This is a genomic window from Micromonospora sp. NBC_00617 (assembly GCF_045161355.1).
Classification (GTDB): domain Bacteria; phylum Actinomycetota; class Actinomycetes; order Mycobacteriales; family Micromonosporaceae; genus Micromonospora.
Map to the genome: position 1 here is coordinate 5,712,928 of NZ_CP107751.1, position 18,508 is coordinate 5,731,435.

General features: G+C 74.7%; 15 protein-coding genes. 11 read left to right on the top strand and 4 right to left on the bottom strand.

Translation table 11 applies throughout. The annotated features are described in order from the left end of the window. Positions 1-48 precede the first annotated feature (48 nt). The 3 genes from OG505_RS26335 to OG505_RS26345 are packed head-to-tail and all read left to right on the top strand — an operon-like array spanning position 49 to position 4,845. On the top strand, positions 49-1,890 hold the full coding sequence (locus OG505_RS26335; RefSeq protein WP_405428544.1) for an ABC transporter: 1,842 nt from the start codon (positions 49-51) through the stop codon (positions 1,888-1,890). Further along, entirely contained in the window at positions 1,887-3,572 is a 1,686-nt protein-coding gene (locus OG505_RS26340; protein WP_405428546.1) for a GTPase, read from the top strand. The genes OG505_RS26335 and OG505_RS26340 overlap by 4 nt, the downstream gene beginning before the upstream one ends. 49 nt (positions 3,573-3,621) lie before the next feature. Beyond that, a complete protein-coding gene (locus tag OG505_RS26345) occupies positions 3,622-4,845 on the top strand; it encodes a hypothetical protein (protein WP_405428548.1) in 1,224 nt (407 codons plus the stop codon). 44 nt (positions 4,846-4,889) lie between these two features. On the opposite strand, the gene OG505_RS26350 is transcribed toward OG505_RS26345, so the two are convergent. Beyond that, complete coding sequence (locus OG505_RS26350) at positions 4,890-5,513, bottom strand: phosphoesterase PA-phosphatase (protein ID WP_405428550.1); 624 nt, start codon at positions 5,511-5,513, stop codon at positions 4,890-4,892. 90 nt (positions 5,514-5,603) lie between these two features. On the opposite strand from OG505_RS26350, the gene OG505_RS26355 reads away from it, so the two are divergent. The 8 genes from OG505_RS26355 to OG505_RS26390 all read left to right on the top strand — a co-directional run bounded on the left by OG505_RS26355 (position 5,604) and on the right by OG505_RS26390 (position 16,145). Beyond that, positions 5,604-6,050: a hypothetical protein gene (locus tag OG505_RS26355; protein WP_405428551.1), complete on the top strand. Its 447-nt coding sequence runs from the start codon at positions 5,604-5,606 to the stop codon at positions 6,048-6,050. A gap of 162 nt (positions 6,051-6,212) precedes the next feature. Continuing rightward, the gene (locus OG505_RS26360) at positions 6,213-6,362 is read left to right on the top strand and encodes a hypothetical protein (protein ID WP_405428553.1); all 150 of its coding nucleotides are present in this window, start codon (positions 6,213-6,215) and stop codon (positions 6,360-6,362) included. Positions 6,363-7,000: 638 nt separating this feature from the next. Continuing rightward, on the top strand, positions 7,001-8,176 hold the full coding sequence (gene pdhA / locus OG505_RS26365) for a pyruvate dehydrogenase (acetyl-transferring) E1 component subunit alpha (RefSeq protein WP_405428554.1): 1,176 nt from the start codon (positions 7,001-7,003) through the stop codon (positions 8,174-8,176). Then, on the top strand, positions 8,176-9,165 hold the full coding sequence (locus tag OG505_RS26370; RefSeq protein ID WP_405428556.1) for an alpha-ketoacid dehydrogenase subunit beta: 990 nt from the start codon (positions 8,176-8,178) through the stop codon (positions 9,163-9,165). The genes pdhA and OG505_RS26370 overlap by 1 nt, the downstream gene beginning before the upstream one ends. Continuing rightward, a complete protein-coding gene (locus OG505_RS26375) occupies positions 9,162-10,631 on the top strand; it encodes a dihydrolipoamide acetyltransferase family protein (protein WP_405428558.1) in 1,470 nt (489 codons plus the stop codon). Before OG505_RS26370 ends, OG505_RS26375 begins: the two co-directional genes overlap by 4 nt. 220 nt (positions 10,632-10,851) lie before the next feature. Then, a complete protein-coding gene (locus OG505_RS26380; RefSeq protein WP_007454215.1) occupies positions 10,852-10,989 on the top strand; it encodes a hypothetical protein in 138 nt (45 codons plus the stop codon). 343 nt (positions 10,990-11,332) lie between these two features. Continuing rightward, complete coding sequence (locus OG505_RS26385; RefSeq protein ID WP_405428561.1) at positions 11,333-13,921, top strand: hypothetical protein; 2,589 nt, start codon at positions 11,333-11,335, stop codon at positions 13,919-13,921. 385 nt (positions 13,922-14,306) lie between these two features. Beyond that, complete coding sequence (locus tag OG505_RS26390; protein WP_405428564.1) at positions 14,307-16,145, top strand: NHL domain-containing thioredoxin family protein; 1,839 nt, start codon at positions 14,307-14,309, stop codon at positions 16,143-16,145. On the opposite strand, the gene OG505_RS26395 is transcribed toward OG505_RS26390, so the two are convergent. From OG505_RS26395 to OG505_RS26405, 3 genes are read right to left on the bottom strand one after another with little or no spacing between them, the layout of a single operon-like run. Further along, on the bottom strand, positions 16,142-16,894 hold the full coding sequence (locus OG505_RS26395; protein ID WP_405428566.1) for a LamB/YcsF family protein: 753 nt from the start codon (positions 16,892-16,894) through the stop codon (positions 16,142-16,144). The two genes, OG505_RS26390 and OG505_RS26395, sit on opposite strands and share 4 nt — an antisense overlap. Next, entirely contained in the window at positions 16,878-17,741 is an 864-nt protein-coding gene (locus OG505_RS26400; protein WP_405428568.1) for a biotin-dependent carboxyltransferase family protein, read from the bottom strand. Before OG505_RS26400 ends, OG505_RS26395 begins: the two co-directional genes overlap by 17 nt. Beyond that, positions 17,738-18,430 (bottom strand): allophanate hydrolase subunit 1, encoded by a 693-nt coding sequence (locus tag OG505_RS26405; RefSeq protein ID WP_405428570.1) that lies wholly within the window; start codon positions 18,428-18,430, stop codon positions 17,738-17,740. Before OG505_RS26405 ends, OG505_RS26400 begins: the two co-directional genes overlap by 4 nt. Positions 18,431-18,508 lie beyond the last annotated feature (78 nt).

The window sequence follows — 18,508 nt, forward strand, 5'->3', positions numbered from 1 at the left end:
ATTACCGTCCGGTTGTCTTCCCTTGCATCGGTCGGGCACGCTTTAGCGGTGACGACGCACGGCGATTCCGCCACCCGTTCCGGCGCGCCCGCCGTCGCAGCCCGCACCGGCCCGCCGGACGCCGCGGAGGAGCCGCCCGCCACCACCGGGGACGACAGCCTCCCCGGCGCGCTGTCGGGCCTGAGGGCCGCGATCGGCGCGACCCGTTATCCGCTCGCCCTGCCCTCCGCCAAGGCCGCCCGGCACACCGCGAGCGCCCTCACCGACCAGCTCGACGACTACCTGCTGCCCCGACTCGCCCGACTGGACGCCCCGCTGCTCGTGGTGGTCGGCGGCTCCACCGGCGCGGGCAAGTCGACCCTGGTCAACAGCCTGGTCAAGGCCCGGGTCAGCGCCGCCGGTGTGCTGCGGCCCACCACCCGCTCCCCGGTGCTGGTCTGCAACCCCGCCGACGCGTCCTGGTTCCGGCAGGGCGACCTGCTGCCCGGGCTGACCCGCACCACCGAGCCGAGCGACGATCCACGCTCCCTGCACCTGGTCACCGCCCCCGCTCTGCCGCCGGGTCTGGCCTTCCTCGACGCACCGGACATCGACTCCGTCGTCGACGCCAACCGGGCGCTCGCGAGCCAACTGCTCGCCGCCGCCGACCTCTGGCTCTTCGTCACCACCGCCGCCCGGTACGCCGACGCGGTGCCGTGGGAGCTGCTGCGCAGCGCGCGGGCCCGGGGCGCGGTGATCGCCATGGTGCTCGACCGGGTGCCCGCCGAGGCCAGCGACGAGATCGCCGCGCACCTGGCCGAGATGCTCGCCGCGCAGGATCTCGGCCGGGCGCCGCTGTTCGTCCTCCCGGAGACCTGGGTCGACGGTCAGGGGCTGCTGCCCGAGGGGGTCACGGCGCCGCTGGCCGACTGGTTCGCCCGGCTGGCCGCCGACGCCGACGCCCGCGCGGCGGTGGTCCGGCAGACCCTGGACGGCGCGCTGGCGGCCCTGCACCCCGCCGTCGAGGAGCTGGCCGACGCGGCCGACGAGCAGGTCACCGCCGCCGACGGGCTGGACGAACGGGTCCGGGCCGCGTACCGGGGTGCCGAGCGGACCGTCGAGCAGGGCCTGCAGGACGGTCGACTGCTCCGCGGTGAGGTGCTGGCCCGCTGGCAGGAGTTCGTCGGCACCGGCGAGTTCTTCCGCACGCTGGAAGCCCGCATCGGGCGACTCCGCGACCGGGTGGTGGCCGCCGTCACCGGCCGGCCCGCGCCAGCCGCCGAGCTGCGCAACGCCATCGAGTCGCAGCTCGTCACCCTGCTGCGGGGCGTCGCGTCCGAGGCCGCCGAATCCGCGTACACCGGGTGGAAGGCACACCCGGCGGGAGCGGACCTGCTGGAGCCGAGGCTCGCCCACCCGAGCGACGACCTGCCCGAACGCGCCGAACGGATGGTCCGGGACTGGCAACGCGGCGTGCTGGAGCTGGTCCGGGTCGAGGGCGGCGACAAGCGGTTCGTGGCCCGCACCGCCGCGTACGCGGTGAACGCCACCGGGCTGGCCGTGATGATCGCCGTGTTCGCCTCGACCGCGTTCATCCCCACCGGGCTGGAGGTGGCCACCGGGGCCGGCACGACGGTCGCCGCGCAGGCGGTCCTCCAGGCGATCTTCGGCGACCAGGCGGTGCGTACCCTCGCCGCCAAGGCCCGGGTCGACCTGGTGGCGCGGGTCCGGACGCTGCTGGACGCGGAGGCCGAGCGCTTCCTGGCCCGCACCGCCGAAGCCCGACCCGCCGAGGCGGCCGGTGACGCGCTGCGGCGGGCCGCCGGACGGGTCGAGCTGGCCCGGCACCGCAGCGGCCTGGCCACCGGCGACGGCACCCTGCCGGTCGGCGACGAGGAGGGTTCGCGGTGACCAACATCGCCGGTCGGGTACGCGAGGCGTTCCGCGGTGACCAGCGGGTCGACCCCGACGCGCTGATCGCCCGCCTGGACGCCGTACGCCGGTTCCTGACCGCCGTCGACGGCCTGCTGCCGGACGCCGACCTGGTGCCCGCGCACACCCTCGTCGAGCGGGCCGGCACCCGGCTCGCGCTGTCCCGCGACCACACCGTGGTCGCCCTCGCCGGGGCCACCGGCAGCGGCAAGTCCAGCCTGTTCAACGCGCTGGCCCAGCTGAAACTCTCCCCGGTCGGGGTCCGCCGGCCGACCACCGGCGTGACGCACGCGTGCGTGTGGGGGCCACTGGAGGGCGCCAACCGGCTGCTCGACTGGACCGGGGTGCTGCCCCGGCACCGCTTCGTTCGCGAGAGCGCGCTCGACGGAAACGACGAGACGGCACTGCACGGGCTGATCCTGCTCGACCTGCCCGACTTCGACTCGGTGCAGCGGTCCCACCGGCTGGAGGTGGACCGGCTGCTCGGCCTGGTCGACCAGGTGGTCTGGGTGGTCGACCCGCAGAAGTACGCCGACCGGGTGATCCACGACAGCTACCTGCGCGAGTTCCACCGGCACCGGGACGTCACCCTCGTCGTGCTCAACCAGGCCGACCGGCTGCCCCAGGCCGAGCTGCCCCGGGTCCTGGACGACCTGCGCCGGCTGCTCGACTCCGACGGGCTGACCGGCGTGCCGCTGCTGGCCACCACCGCCATCGACCCGGCCGGGATGGTCGGGCTGCGCACCGCCCTGGAGCGGACGGTCGCCGAGCGGCAGGCCGCCCTGCGCCGGCTGGCCGGCGACGTCGACTCGGTCGTCGCCGGGCTGGACGAGCTGGTCGGCTCGACCCGGCCGGCCGCCGGGCCGGACGACGCGGCCGTCGCCGGGCTGAACCGGGCACTGGCCGGGGCAGCCGGGGTGCCGGCGGTGGCCGAGGCGGTGGAGCGGGCGTACCAGCACCGGGCCGGCGCGGCCACCGGCTGGCCGGTGGTGCGGGGCTGGCGTCGACTCCGGCCCGACCCGTTGCGCCGGCTGCACCTGCCCGGCCCGTCCGGCGATCCGGCCGACCCGGCGGAGAGCCTGGTCGCGGCGACCTCGGTACCGGACCCGACCGCCGCCCAGCGGTCGGCGCTCGGCCTGGCGATCCGCGCGGTGGCCGACCGCGCCGCCGCCCACCTGCCCGCCGCCTGGCCCGCCGTGGTCACCGGGGCCGCCCGGTCCCGCCTGGGTGACCTGCCCGACGCGCTGGACCGCGCGATCGCCGGCACCGACCTCGGCCTGGAACGGCGACCCGTCTGGTGGCGGGTCGTCGGAGCGGTGCAGTGGCTGGTCACCCTCGCCGCCCTGGTCGGGCTGGGCTGGCTGGTGCTCGGCTACGCGCTGCGGGTGCTCGGCCTGCCGGCGCTGGACAACCCGATGGTCGGCCAGGTGCCGCTGCCCACCCTGCTGCTGCTCGGCGGGCTGCTGGCCGGGCTGCTGGTGGCGGCGCTGACCCGCCCGGTGATCCGCTGGGCGGCCCTGCGGGCCCGCAGCCGGGCACAGCAGCGCCTGACGGTCCAGGTGGCCAGCGTGGGCAACGAGTACGTGCTCGCCCCGGTGCGCACCGTGCTCGCCTCGTACGCGCAGGCACGCGAGGCGCTGCGGGACGCCGCCCACCGCTGACGCCTCGCTACGGCTCTGCACAGCTCCTCCGGCGGCGTAGGGTCGGAGCATGGCCACGCCTCAGACCCCCTACGACGCGGTGCTGCACGCCGCACGCGACGTGACCAAGCTGGAGTCCGCCCTCGACGCCGAGATGCTCGGCAGCGCGCTGCTGGGCAGTGTCTACGCGATCGCGGAGACCGACCGCGACACCGCCGTGCGGGAGTTCGTCACCGGGTTCCTCGCCGCCACCGCCCGCCGCCGGATCGCGGCGGCGACCACCATCCGGCAGGTCTTCGCCACGCTCGTCCCGACCGCCGAGGGCACCGAGCGGGTGCGTGCGGGCAGCCAGGCGCCCGCCTGGTCCGGGCAGCTCGGCCGGGTGCACCTCACCGGCAGCTGGGCGTACGGCGACGTGTACGGCGACCAGACCTCCTACCTCGCCACGTTCGCGTACGACGACGCGGCCGGTGGCCCGGAGCACGCCCTGGTGGCCCTGATCGACCACAACATCGGGATCACCAAGGACATCTTCGTCGGCGGCCCGGCGGAGCGGATCCTGGACCAGGTCCGGCAGATGTGCGCCGACGACGAGCTGACCTGGTTCCGCACCGAGGACCCGTCCCGGCTGCGGGGCGAGGTGGCCCGGCACCTCTCGGTCACCGACGATCTGACCGAGCTGCCCGGCGAGGGTTCGCTCGCCACCGACCGCGCGCTGGTCGGCGCCCGGCTGGCGCTGCTTCCCACGGCCGCCGACCCGACCGGCCCGGCGGAGGTCGAGCCGCTGTCCGCCGCCGAGCGCACCGACCTGGTCCGGCGGTTCCTGGCGGCGCCGGAGGCCGCCCGGTTCGGGCTCGACAGCGTCGACGGCGCGGAACTCGCCTCGCTGCACTTCTGCCTGAGCCTGCTGCTGGACCATTCGGCGAGCTTCCCGGACGCCGACCCGATGCGCTGGAGCCCGGCCGTGTCCGGGCTCTTCCTGCTCGACTGGGTGCACCGCCGCGCCGTGCTGGACATGGACGACGCGGCGATGCTGCCCCGGGTGCTGCGCGCCTGGGCCCGGTACGCGTCGCGGCAGCGCGGGCTGCCCGAGGCGGCCGCGACGCGCACCGACGAGGCGATCGAGGAGATGGTGCCGGAGTTCGCCCGGCTCTACTCGACCGGTGAGCGGCGCAGCCCGGCCACCGCCGCGGTCGCGCAACTGATGGCCGACGGCGTGGACCCGGACGACCCGGCCGCGCTGGACGCCTGGATCGAGGCGAACCGGCACCGCCTCGCCGACGACGGCGCCTGACGGCCGTCGGGCGGGCGGCACCGCGCCCGCCCGGCGACGGTCGCTCAGCGCAGCAGTCCGAAGACGACCGCGGCGATCAGCGCGCCGAGCACACCGCCGGCGAGCACCTGCGAGACGGTGTGATCCCGCAGGCGTACGCGGGACCAGCCGACCACGGCCAACAGCGGCGCGGCGACGAGGAACCCGGGCCCGAAGGTCAGCGCCAGGATGACCAGGGTGCCGGCGGAGACCGCCGAGTGGATCGACATCTTCCACCAGTGGCTCACCGACACGGCGACCACCAGGCCGACCAGCCCGGCCACCGCCAGCGCCAGCAACGGCCGGGGCGCGCGGAGGACGACGAGCAGGGCGAGCCCGGCGGCGACCGAGCCGAGGCCGACCAGCAGCGGCACCCGGCGCTGCTCCCGACGGCCGATGTGGTGGTCGGTGAGCCGACCACGGCGGACCCCGCCGACGATGTAGGCGAACGGGATGCCGGTGACGAAGAGCGTCGCGAGCAGACCCCAGAGCAGGCCGCGGGCACTGCCCCGAGTGCTGTGCCAGCTCACGGCGATCATCAGCAACGACACCAGCACGGCCGGGGCGGTCAGCTCGGTGACCAGTCGGGCGACCCGCAGCCCTCGACCGGGCCGGGCGGCGACCGGGCGGGGTTCCACACCGCCGCCCACGCCACCCCCTCCGGTACGCGCCTACCGCCGACCACCGCCGTCTCGGCGACGCCTGCTCGTCACCGTACCGCCGAGGAGAGGGTGGGATGCGTGGGTCCGGCCGGCGACGGACGCCCGGTCGGCGTCGCCGGGTCGGCCGACGCGGGCGGCGTGACCGGCGGTCGCGCGGTGACCGACGACGGCGACGCCGTCCGGATGGTCGGCGCGTGCGGCGACGGCGGAGTGGCCGACGGGCGGGGCATGGTCGATGGGCGGGGCGTGGCCGAGGGATCAGGGGTGACCGACGGGTCGGGCGTGGCCGACGGCGGGGATGTGCTGGCGGGTGCGGAGAGGGTGCTGGTGGGGACGGCGGTGGCGGTCGACGAACCGGTCGCGCTGGGTGTCGCCGAGTCGGTCGGCGTGGAACTCGGGGTGGGCGTTTCGGTCGGGTCCGGGTCCGGTGACGTGGTCGGTGCCGGCGACGGGCTGGCCGGGTGCGGGGGCGGAGGTGCGGCCGGCGGGGCGCTCCGGGTGGGTCGCGGCGCCGGCACCACGTGACGGGCGGGCACCCGGTCGTCAGCCGTCGGGCCGGACCACGACTCGTCCGGGAGACGCCAGGGAGCGGCGGGCACCCAGTCGGCGGTCGCGGTCGGGCCGGCGCTGGGTGTGCCCGGTGCCGGCAGCGCGAGCGGCGGCGGCTGACTGGTCACCGGCATCGGGATGACCACCGGCCCGACCGACGGGGTCGGGATGAACGGAATGCTGATGTCCGGTAACGCGCTGCTACCCGGGGTGGCCGAGCCCGCGCTGACCGCGGCGAGGACGGGCATCGACGCGGTGCCGGCCAACAGTGCGACGGTGAGCAGGTAACCCCGGGAGGGACCGCCCGCGCCGGGCGCCCGGTGTGACCCGATCACCCGGCGGTAGCCGCCCGGCGACCGGTGGCGGCCGAGCATGGGTGCGCCGGGACCGTCACCTGGCTCGTCCACCGCACACCCCTTGTCGTCGCCGTTGAAGGACTCGCCGAGCGCTCACCGGCGGAATCCGGCTAATCACCCGATCGGCACGTTTCTGCGGTAATCAGCCTCGCCCAGTCACCCTCCGTCAGCCAACATCCACCGCGTGTCGACACGCGGCACTGACCGAACGGTGACGAATCAGCACCAGATCGCCCGGTGGACGCAGGTCCGCATGATGGTGACAAAGAACATCAAACCGTAGGCGGTCGGAATGCGAGGCGGGCGTACTGTGGGCGCGCTCACCTGCTCTGCGAATATGGAGCACGACGGCAACGCAGCCGTGACCTCCGCGCACCCTCGCGGCAGGCGCGGCACGGCGCCGGCGCTCCCGATCCGGGTTCGGCCAGAACCCGGCTCACGCCGCGCGGCAACCCCCACCGGGGCTAGGCGCGGCCGCCAGGAACCGGTCCGGCAGCAGCCGGGCAGGCGCACGAGTTGCGTGGCCGGGTGATCCCCCGGTGCCGACGCAGACACGACAGGGAGAGACCGATGGCAAAGGGCGACCCCGGGGGCACCACCCGCAGCAGGCGGGCAGCTCCCCGCTCCAAGAAGGGCGCGACCGGCAACCCCGAGCTGGTGCAGCTGCTCACCCCCGAAGGCGAGCGGATCGACAGCGCCACCGGGCCGGACGGCACCGAATACCGCGTCGACTTCACCGATGAGGAGTACCGCGGGCTCTACCGCGACCTGGTGCTGGTCCGCAAGCTGGACGCCGAGGCGACCGCGCTCCAGCGGCAGGGCGAGCTGGGCCTCTGGGCCAGCCTCCTCGGCCAGGAGGCCGCGCAGGTCGGCTCCGGGCGCGCGCTGCGGGCGCAGGACATGGCCTTCCCGACCTACCGGGAACACGGCGTCCTCTACTGCCGGGGCATCGACCCGATCATGCCGCTCGGTCTGTTCCGCGGCGTCGACCAGGGCGGCTGGGACCCGAACGAGTTCAAGTTCAACATGTACACGATCGTCATCGGCGCGCAGACCCTGCACGCGACCGGGTACGCCATGGGCATCACCATGGACGGCAAGGTCGGCACCGACGACGGCGAGGCCGCGATCGCCTACTTCGGCGACGGGGCCACCAGCCAGGGCGACGTGAACGAGGCGTTCGTCTGGGCCAGCGTGTTCAACGCGCCGCTGGTCTTCTTCTGCCAGAACAACCAGTACGCGATCTCCGAGCCGCTGGAGCGGCAGACCCGCGTCCCGCTCTACCAGCGGGCCGCCGGCTTCGGCTTCCCCGGCGTACGGGTGGACGGCAACGACGTGCTGGCGTCGTACGCGGTCACCCGCACGGCGCTGGACAACGCCCGGCACGGGCAGGGCCCGAGCCTGATCGAGGCGTACACCTACCGGATGGGCGCGCACACCACCTCCGACGATCCGACCCGTTACCGGATCGCCAGCGAGGTGGAGTCCTGGCAGGCCAAGGACCCGATCCTCCGGGTCAAGGCATTCCTGGAAAAGCAGCAGATCGCCGACGCCGACTTCTTCGCCGAGGTCGACGAGCAGGCCCGGCGCGAGTCGGTGCACCTGCGCGAGCGGGTGCTCGACATGCCCAACCCCGAGCCGGTGACGATGTTCGACCACGTCTACCCCAACGGGTCTCCGCTGCTCGATGAGCAGCGTGCGCAGTTCAACCGCTACATGGAGTCGTTCGAGGGGAGCGCCCACTGATGGCCACGGAGACGCTCACCCTCGGCAAGGCCCTCAACACCGGCCTGCGCCGCGCCCTGGAGACCGACCCCAAGGTCATCATCATGGGCGAGGACGTCGGCAAGCTCGGCGGCGTCTTCCGGATCACCGACGGGCTCCAGAAGGACTTCGGCGACCAGCGGGTGATCGACACCCCGCTGGCCGAGTCCGGCATCATCGGCACCGCCGTCGGGCTGGCCATCCGTGGCTACCGGCCGGTCTGCGAGATCCAGTTCGACGGCTTCGTCTACCCCGCGTACGACCAGATCGTGTCGCAGGTGGCAAAGATGCACTACCGCTCGGGCGGCCGGCTCAGCATCCCCATGGTCATCCGAATCCCGTACGGCGGTGGCATCGGTGCCGTCGAGCACCACTCCGAGTCGCCGGAGGCGTACTTCGCCCACACCGCCGGCCTGAAGGTGGTGACCTGCGCCAACCCGCAGGACGCGTACGTGATGATCCAGCAGGCCATCGCCTCGGACGACCCGATCGTCTTCCTGGAGCCCAAGCGGCGGTACTGGGAGAAGGGCCAGGTCGACCTGGACGCGCCGCTCTCCGACGCGTACCCCCTGCACTCGGCCCGGGTGGTGCGGCCCGGCACCGACGTGACAGTGCTGGCGTACGGGCCGATGGTCCGGACCTGCCTGGAGGCCGCGACGGCCGCCGCCGAGGACGGCCGGGAGCTGGAGGTCATCGACCTGCGCTCGCTGTCCCCGCTGGACCTCGCCGTCGCGTACGAGTCGGTGAAGCGCACCGGCCGCGCGGTAGTGGTACACGAGGCGCCGTCCAACATCGGCCTGGGCGCCGAGCTGGCCGCCCGGATCACCGAGGAGTGCTTCTACTCCCTGGAGTCGCCGGTACTGCGGGTCACGGGCTTCGACACCCCCTACCCGGCCGCCCGGGTGGAGGAGGAGTACCTGCCCGACCTCGACCGGGTGCTCGACGCCGTCGACCGCACCTTCGGCTGGTGAGCGACATGTCCCGGATCAAGACGTTCAACCTGCCCGACCTGGGCGAGGGGCTGACCGAGGGCGAGATCCTGGCCTGGCTGGTCAAGGTCGGCGACACCATCGAGCTGAACCAGCCGATCGTCGAGGTCGAGACGGCCAAGGCGGCGGTGGAGATCCCGGCGAAGTGGGCCGGGCAGGTGCAGGCGATCCACCACCCGGAAGGCACCACGGTCGAGGTCGGTACGCCGATCATCGCGATCGACACCGACCCGGGGGCGGGCCCGTTGGACGCCCCCTCCACCACGGCCACGCCGACCGGCGACCTGCCCACCCCGTCGGCTGCCTCGCTGGCGGCCGTGGAGGTGGCCCCGGCCGAGGGCATGATCGAGCCGGGCCTGATCGGCGGTGCCGCCCCGGGCGGGCGGACGGCGGTGCTCGTCGGCTACGGCCCGCGTACCACCGCCGCGAAGCGGCGGCCCCGCAAGGGTGCCGTCCCGGCGCAGGCCGAGGCGCCGGTCACCCCGGCACCGGTCGCACCGCAGCCGGTCACGCCGGAGCCGGCCCGTACCGGGAACGGCGGCCCGGTGACGGGCGGGCTCGTGTTGGCCAAGCCGCCGGTACGCAAGCTCGCCAAGGACCTCGGCGTCGACCTGAGCACGCTGACCGGGTCGGGCCCGCTGGGCTCGATCACCCGGGAGGACGTACAGCGGGCGGCGAGCGGTTCCGTGGCGGCGGCCGAGCCGGTCGCGGTCACCTCGACCGCGACGAGCGCCGCGAGCTTCGGCGCCGACCGTGAGCAGCGCATCCCGGTCAAGGGCGTCCGCAAGCTCACCGCCGAGAACATGTCCCGCTCGGCGTTCACCGCTCCCCACGTGACGGAGTTCCTGACCGTCGACGTGACCAGGGCGATGAAGGCGCTGGAGCGCCTGCGGGGCCGGCGGGAGTGGCGTGACGTCCGGGTCTCGCCGCTGCTGCTGGTGGCGAAGGCGGTGCTGCTGGCGGTCAAGCGTCACCCGATGGTCAACTCGACCTGGGCCGGCGACGAGATCGTGATCAAGGAGTACGTCAACCTCGGCATCGCGGCGGCCACCGAGCGTGGCCTGATCGTGCCGAACGTGAAGGACGCCGGCCGGCTCTCGCTGCGGGAGTTGGCCGACGCGTTGAACGGCCTGGTGCAGACGGCGAAGTCCGGCCGCACCTCGCCCGCGGACATGTCCGGCGGCACCCTGACCATCACCAACGTCGGGGTGTTCGGGGTGGACACCGGCACGCCGATCCTGCCGCCGGGCGAGTCGGCGATCCTGGCCTTCGGCGCGGTGCGGGAGATGCCGTGGGTGCACAAGGGCAAGGTCAAGGCGCGGCAGGTCACCACGCTGGGGCTGAGCTTCGACCACCGGATCATCGACGGTGAGCTGGGCTCCAAGTTCCTGCGCGACATCGGCGACTTTCTCGCCGACCCCGAGGCGGCGTTGCTCGCCTGGACCTGACCGGTCCGAAACGCCAGCCACGGCCGGTGTGCCACGGGTTAACGCCCGGCACACCGGCCGTGACCGTTGGGCGACGAAACCGCCGGCCACAATCCCCGTTGACCTTTGATTGTTAGGCAGGTGTCCCAGCTCACCTAATAATCGATGGAAGTTGGCCGAGTTCTGCGGTTGAATAGACGCATCAGGGGCCGACAACCGAATAGCCAGGGGGGACCCACCAATGAGCATGATCGAGCGAATCCGCAACCACCGCGACGCCAACCGCCGCGCCCGTGCCATCGAGCACGCGCTGCGCTCGGCCAACTCGCCGGCCGTTCGCGAGGAACTCCTCGTCATCGCCCAGCGTCACATGAGCTGACGCTCCACGACATTCCTCACCTCCTCCAGATCGATGGCCCACCCGGCTCACCGGGTGGGCCATCGGCGTTCCGCCAGCACCTGACACCGGGATTCCGCCCTGCCGCAGCGCCCGGTACGGTGGGCTTCGGTCGCCGCCCGCCGGCCCGGCCGACGCCGAGCCGATAGAAGCTGCTCGACACCACCCGGCGACGGGCAGTGACGACCGGTGCTCTTTGGACGCCCCGTGCGGCCACCAGATACGGTGCGGGGAGCCGGCACGGCGGTACGCCGGTGACGCCGGCAGCCATGCCGAGGAGACCGATCGGCACCGGCGGCCGACATGTGATGGAGGAGGCGCACCCATGACGTCCGAGGGCCCGCACCGCCCCGGCCAGGAGCCGGACGAGGTGTCACCGGGCGCCGGCGGACCGGCGCCGTACGGCGACCGCCCGGCGCAGCCGGACAACGGCTACAACGCCGCCGGCCCCGACCTGGGCTGGGCGCCCCCGCCACCCGCGCGGCCGAACCCGTCCGCCCCGGCCTGGGCGACCCAGTCCGAGCAGCAGCCGAACCCCGCCTGGGGTGCCGCCGCCGCACCGCAGTCCAGCGACCCGGCACAGCCCGCGTGGGCCACCGGCGGCGCCGCGCCGGAGCAGGGGCAGCCCGCCGCATGGACTCCCCCGCAGCAGGGTTGGACGCCGCCCGAGCAGGCCGCGCCCGCCTGGTCCGGCGGTTCCGCCGAGCAGCCCGACTGGGCACAGGCCCAGCCGGCCGCCCGGGGCGCCGCGCAGGTGCCCCCGGCCACCGCCGCGTGGCCCGCCGCCCAGGACGACCCGTCCCGCTCCGGCGGATGGGCTGGCGCGGGGCAGGCCAACCCGCCTGCCGGTGAGTGGCACGCCGAGCCGGCGCAGCCCGCCGGCCGGTCTGGCGCACCCGGCCCGCAGGACGACCCGGCCGGGTCCGGTGGCTGGGCCGTCGGCGCTGCCGCCGCGCGGGATGACCAGCCCGTCTGGACGCCAGCCGAGCAGGCCCCGCAGGCCTGGGGCCAGTCCGCCGAGCCGGCCGAGCAGCCGTCCCCCGGCTGGGGGCAGGCCGAGTCGGCCGGTTCCCGTGGCGCGGCCCAGGTCCCGGCAGCCAACTGGCCCGCGCAGGAGGAGGCCCCGCAGCCCGCCGCCTGGGGTGGCGCCGAGGGCCGCCCGCAGCAGCCGGACTGGGTGCTCGCACCCCAGGACCAGCCGACCGAGCGTCCGGAACCGACCGCCTGGCCCCAGGCCGAGCAGGCCGGCCCCGCGGCCGCCCGCGCCAGCGTCAGCGTGCCCAGCAGCGACGCGACGCCCGGCTGGGCCGCCGCCGGCCCGGACAACCCGGTGCCGGCCAACCCCGGCGTCGCGGAGGTTCAGCCGTGGGCGCCGGGCGAGGTGTGGGGCCGCGCCGAGGCGGAAGCCCAGTCGCGAGGCGGCTGGGACGCCGACCGGGCCGACGAGCCGCCGGTCTACCAGCCCGCGCCCGCGCCCGGCATCTCACCCGCCAACGCCGTGCCGCTACCGCCGCAGGAGCAGCGCGTGCCGGGCGCCAGCCTCGCCGCCGCCCCGCCGGCCGACTACGCGCCGTCGACGCAGTACCCCCCGATCCCCGAGCAGCCGGCGTACTCCGAGCGGGACACCCCGGAAGCCGCCGCACAGTACGAGGCCGAGCCGGCCGGCTGGGGCCGGGCCGAGGAGGCGTCGGCGAGCGCCGCCGCGGTGCCCGCTCCGCGTACCTCCCCGGAGTCGGGGGCGGGCCGCGCGGTCGTACCCGTCTCGGATGCCGAGTCGGCGGCCAGCGCGGCGGGCCGCGCTTCGGCGAGTGCCTCGGTGCCGCTGGCCAGCCGGGTGATGCCCCCGGCCGACCAGGCCATGCGGCCGACCAGCGCCGCCACGCCACAACCCCGGGTGTACGGCCGCCCGGCCCAACCCGAGCCGGACAACGAGCCGGAGCAGGCGGCCCCGGAGGCGTTGCAGGCCGACCCGGCGCCCGAGCGTTCGGGCATGCCCGACTGGCAGCAGGACGCCGGCCGCCAGGGCACGCCCGACTGGCAGCAGGCACCGGAGCGCCCGGCCGCACCGGACTGGCAGCAGGACGCTGGCCGCCCGGCCACGCCCGACTGGCAGCAAGCCCCGGAGCGTCCGGGCCCGCCGGACTGGCAGAACGGGCCGGATCGGCAGGGCTTCCCCGGTTGGGGCGACGATTCGCCGTCCGAGCCGCAGTTCGACGACCGGGAACGGTCGTCGGCGCCCAACGGGTTCGGCGAGCCCCCCTTGGCCGCTGCCGCGCCGCCGGCGTTCCCACCCGGCGTGCCGTCCTTCGTCGACGCGCCCGGCAACAACCGGCCGGTGAACGGCGTTCGACCGCAGTCCGGCGGTGAGCGCCCAGCCGACCGCTTCGGCGCACCGGCCGCCGGCGCCGCCGCGGTGAACGGAGCGCCGGGCTTCGGTGGCCCGGCCATCGAGCAGGCGCCGGGTGGTCAGTTCGCGGCCTTCCCGCCGCCCCAGCAGCCGCCGTCCTGGGGCCAGGAGGCCACCGAATCGGACCAGGGTCGCTTCGACTCGTTCAAGCCGGAGGCGGACGAGCCCAAGGCGGAGCCTCCGGTGCCGAAGGTGCGCAACGGTCGTGTCCTGGCCGCGGTGTTGATCGCCGCCGTGCTGATCCTGGCGGTGCCGCTCGGCCTGCTGATGCTGCTCGGCAAGTTCGGCGGTGGGGACGACTCATCGGCCTTCGACCCGGCGGTCGGCACCTGCGTGAAGCAGGCCGGCCAGGGCGCATCGGCGGTGGACTGCGGCGAGGCGGGCGCGTTCACGATCGTTTCCAAGGTGGACGCGAAGGACAAGTGCGCCGACCCTGCTCAGCCCCACGTGGTGCTGCCCGGCGAGGGCACCAACCGGGTGCTCTGCCTCAAGCCGGCCACCAAGTAGACGCATCGACGGCGGAGCCACGGGCAACCGTGGCTCCGCCGTTCTCTGTTCGGACGCGGGCGTCCGGGGGTGTCGACACCGCTTCGAGGAGCCGCCTCCCGGCCCGCGCCTTGGTTGTTGCCTGTAGAGCTGCCCCGAATGTGGGGCGGACCAACCCCACACGCTGCTGTGCAACACTCCCGCGACGGCCGCCCCCCTCGCCCCAGATATGGGGCAGCTCGACAGGTGACGGGTGGTGAAGCGGTGCCTGTCCCGTGGGCCGACACACCAAGGCCATCCGCCGCACCCGTCTCGGTCGGCCCGCACCACAGGCAGCGTGCCCCCGCAACCGCCTGTCGTCCGGGTCACGGCGGGCCGGCCCGCGAGGCGTGGCAGGCTGGCAGGCATGGGAACGACAGCGCGCGTACGGGCACCCGAACTACGGGGCCGGCAGTGGCTCAACACCGGCGGCAAGGACCTGACCTTGCAGGATCTGCGCGGCAAGATCGTCCTCGCTGATTTTTGGACCTTCTGCTGCATCAACTGCCTGCACGTGCTCGACGAACTGCGGCCGCTGGAGGAGAAGTACGGCGACGTGCTCGTCGTGATCGGCGTGCACTCGCCGAAGTTCGAGCACGAGAAGGACGCCGACGCGCTGGCCGCCGCCGTCGAGCGGTATGGCGTGCACCACCCCGTACTCGATGACCCCGAGCTGGACATGTGGCAGCAGTACGCGGCCCGGGCCTGGCCGACCCTGTCGGTGATCGACCCGGAGGGTTACGTGGTGGCCACGATGGCCGGCGAGGGCCACGCCGAAGGGCTGGCCCGACTGATCGACGAGCTGATCGCCACCCACGAGGCGAAGGGCACCCTGCACCGGGGCACCGGCCCGTACGTCCCGCCGCCCGCCCCGGAGACCGCGCTGCGCTTCCCGGGCAAGGCGGTGCTGCTGCCGGACGGCAACCTGCTGGTTTCGGACTCGGCCCGGCACTCCCTGGTCGAGGTGGCTCCGGACGGCGAGACGCCGGTTCGCCGCATCGGCTCGGGCGAGCGGGGTCGGGCCGACGGGCCGGCCGAGGCGGCGACCTTCTCCGAGCCGCAGGGCCTCTGCCTGCTGCCCACGCACGTCGCCGAGGTGGCCGGCTACGACCTGGTGGTCGCCGACACCGTCAACCACCTGCTGCGCGGCGTACGGCTGGCGTCCGGCGAGGTGGTCACCGTGGCCGGCAGCGGCCGGCAGTGGCGTGCCTCGGTCGACGACCACGCGCACGACGCGCTCGCCGTGGACCTGTCGTCCCCGTGGGACCTGGCCTGGTACGACGACAAGCTGATCATCGCGATGGCGGGCATCCACCAGCTCTGGTGGTTCGACCCGATCAAGCGGACCGCCGGCATGTACGCGGGCACCACTGTGGAGGCACTGCGCGACGGCCCGCTGGCCGAGGCGTGGATGGCGCAGCCGTCGGGGCTGTCCGTCTCCGCCGACGGTGCCCGGCTCTGGATCGCCGACAGCGAGACCAGTGCCGTTCGGTACGTCGAGAACGAGGTGCTGGGCACCGCCGTCGGGCAGGGGCTCTTCGACTTCGGGCACGTGGACGGGCCGGCCGAGTCGGCGCTGCTTCAGCACCCGCTGGGGGTGTGCGCGCTGCCGGACGGCTCGGTGCTGATCGCGGACACCTACAACGGCGCGGTGCGCCGCTTCGACCCGGCCACCGGCCAGGTGTCGACGGTCGCGGACGGGCTGGCCGAGCCGAGCGACCTGGTGCTCACCCCGGCCGGTGAGGTGCTGGTGGTGGAGTCCGCCGCGCACCGCCTGACCCGGCTGGCGCCCGGCGCGCTGTCGGCGGCCGGTGCGAGCACCGTGGACGGCCCCCGGCACCGCACCGAGCGGAAGCCGACCGACGTGGCGGCGGGCGAGGTCATCCTGGACATCGTCTTCACGCCCGCGCCGGGGCAGAAGCTGGACGAGACGTACGGGCCGTCGACCCGGCTGGTGGTGTCCGCGTCCCCGCCGGAGCTGCTGGTGGAGGGCGCCGGCACCGGCACCGAGCTGTCCCGTCGGCTGGTGCTCAACAGCGAGGCGACCGGCGGGGTGCTCCAGGTGACCGCCCAGGCGGCGACCTGTGACGCGGACGTCGAGCACGCGGCCTGCCACCTGACCCGGCAGGACTGGGGCGTCCCGGTGCGGGTGGTCGACGGTGCGGTGTCCCGGCTGGCGCTGGTCCTACGCGGCTTGGACGCCTAAGCCGCGAACGGGGCGAGCGGGACGGCGGCGTCGACCAGGGAGGCGCGGACCAGCTCGGTGGCGGAGACCGCCCCCGGAGTGTCCCCGTGTACGCAGATCGACTCCACCGGGCAGGGGATCACGGTGCCGTCCACCGCCACGACGGTCCGTTCGGTGGCCATCCGTACCGCCCGGGCGGCCACCTCCTCCGGGTCGGTGATCAGCGCGCCGGGTGCGCCGCGCGGCACCAGCGACCCGTTTGGCAGGTAGCCACGGTCGGCGAACGCTTCGGCGACCACCGGCAGGCCCGCGCCGACGGCGAGCTGGGCGAGCACCGAGCCGGGCAGGCAGAGCACGGGCATCTCGGGGTCGTGGCCGCTGACGGCGGCGACCACCGCCGCCGCCTGGGACTCGTCGGTGGCGGCCGCGTGGTAGAGCGCCCCGTGCGGCTTGAGGTAGCGGACCCGGGTGCGAAAGAGCCGGCAGAAGGCGTCCAGCGCGCCCAACTGGTAGGTGATCTCGTCGCGCAGCTCGGCGAAGTCGTACGCGATGCGTCGCCGGCCGAAGCCGGCCAGGTCCCGGTAGCCGACCTGCGCGCCCACCGCGACGCCGCGCTGCGCCGCGCCCTCGCAGACCCGCCGCATGGTGGACGGGTCACCGCCGTGGAAGCCACAGGCCACGTTGGCCGAGGTCACCAGGTCCAGCAGCGCGTCGTCGTCACCGAGCCGCCAGATGCCGAATCCTTCGCCCAGGTCAGCGTTGAGGTCCATGGAATCTGACGGTAGTACCTGGCCGGGCCTGCGCGAGCGGGGTCACGTCGGTGACCACCCCGAGGACCGGGTAGCCGCCGGTGGTCGGATGGTCGGCGAGGAAGATCAGGGGTTGGCCGTCGGCAGGCACCTGTACCGCCCCGAGCACGATGCCCTCGCTGGGGAGTTCGCCGGCGACCGCGCGGGGCAGGGCCGCGCCGGAGAGTCGCGATCCGACCCGGTTGCTGACCGGGCTGACGGTGTACGCGGTGCCGAACAGCAGGTCGAGCGCGCTCGGGGTGAACCAGTCGTCGCGGGGGCCGAGGCGCACGCTCAGGTGCAGTTCGGGCGCGGGTGCCGGGCCGACGGTCACGTCCACCGGCGCGGGTTCGGCCAACGGCACGCCCAGCGGCAGCCGGTCGCCGTCGCGCAGCACAGGCGGGCCGAGCCCGGCGAGGGTGTCGGTGGCGCGGCTGCCGAGCACCTGCGGCACGTCGATTCCACCGGCCACGGCGAGCCAGTTCCGTACGCCCCGACGGGCGGGGCCGACGCGCAGCACGGTTCCGGCCGGCACGGTGAGCGGGCGGCCGATGTCGCCCGGCCGGTCCCCGGCGCGGACCGCCACCTCGGCGCCGGTGATCGCCACGGTGGCGGCGTGGGTCAGCCGCAGTGTGCAGCCGGTCAGAGTGATCTCCAGGCCGGCGGCGTGCTCGGCGTTGCCGACCAGCCGGTTGGCGAGCCGCAGGGCGGTCGGGTCGAGAGCACCGGAGCGGGGCACGCCGAGGTGCGCCCAACCGGGTCGGCCCAGATCCTGCACGGTGGTGAGCGCGCCCGCGCGGAGCACCTCGATCTCGGCGGGTCGGGTCACGTCGCCACCATCCGGACGCGGGTGCCGGGGCCGAGCCGGGCGGGCGGGTCGCCGTCGACGTCGAAGAGGGGCAGGTCGGTCCGGCCGACCAGCTGCCAGCCGCCGGGGGACGCGCTGGGGTAGATGCCGGCGTACGGGCCGGCCAGGGCGACCGAGCCGGCCGGCACCCGGGGGCGGGGCGTGGGCAGCCGGGGCAGCGCCAGGTCGGTGGGGAGCCCGGTCAGGTAGGGGAATCCGGGGGCGAACCCGCAGAACGCGACCCGGAACCGGGTGCCGGTCAGGCGGCGGAGCACGGCCGGCACGTCGACGCCCCAGTGGTCGGCGACGACCGGCAGGTCCGGTCCGTCGAACTCGACCGGGACGACGACCTCCGCGCCGTGGCCGCTGCCGATGGCCGTGTCGCGGCCCGCGGTGCCGGCCGGGACGCCGTCGCGCTCAGTGGCGGCAGCCGCGGCGGTGACCGCTGGCGCCCATTGGGACAGCAGGTCGGCGGTGGCGGTGGGGTCGGGCAGGCCGTCGAGCAGGACGGTGCGGGCCGCCGGCACGATCTCGACCGCGCTCAGGTCACCCTGCTCGCGGCGGCGCCACAACTCGGCCCGCCACGCTTCGACCAGGGCCGCCTCGGGAATGTCGGCCGGGGCGGTGCAGTCGAGCAGCAGAGCGTGCGCACCGGCGGTTCGGATCCGCATCCGCTCATCCTCGCCGATGCCGTGCCGGCATGTGTTCACGGTGACGGTGCTCGGTGTCACCGGCGTGACTACTTGAAA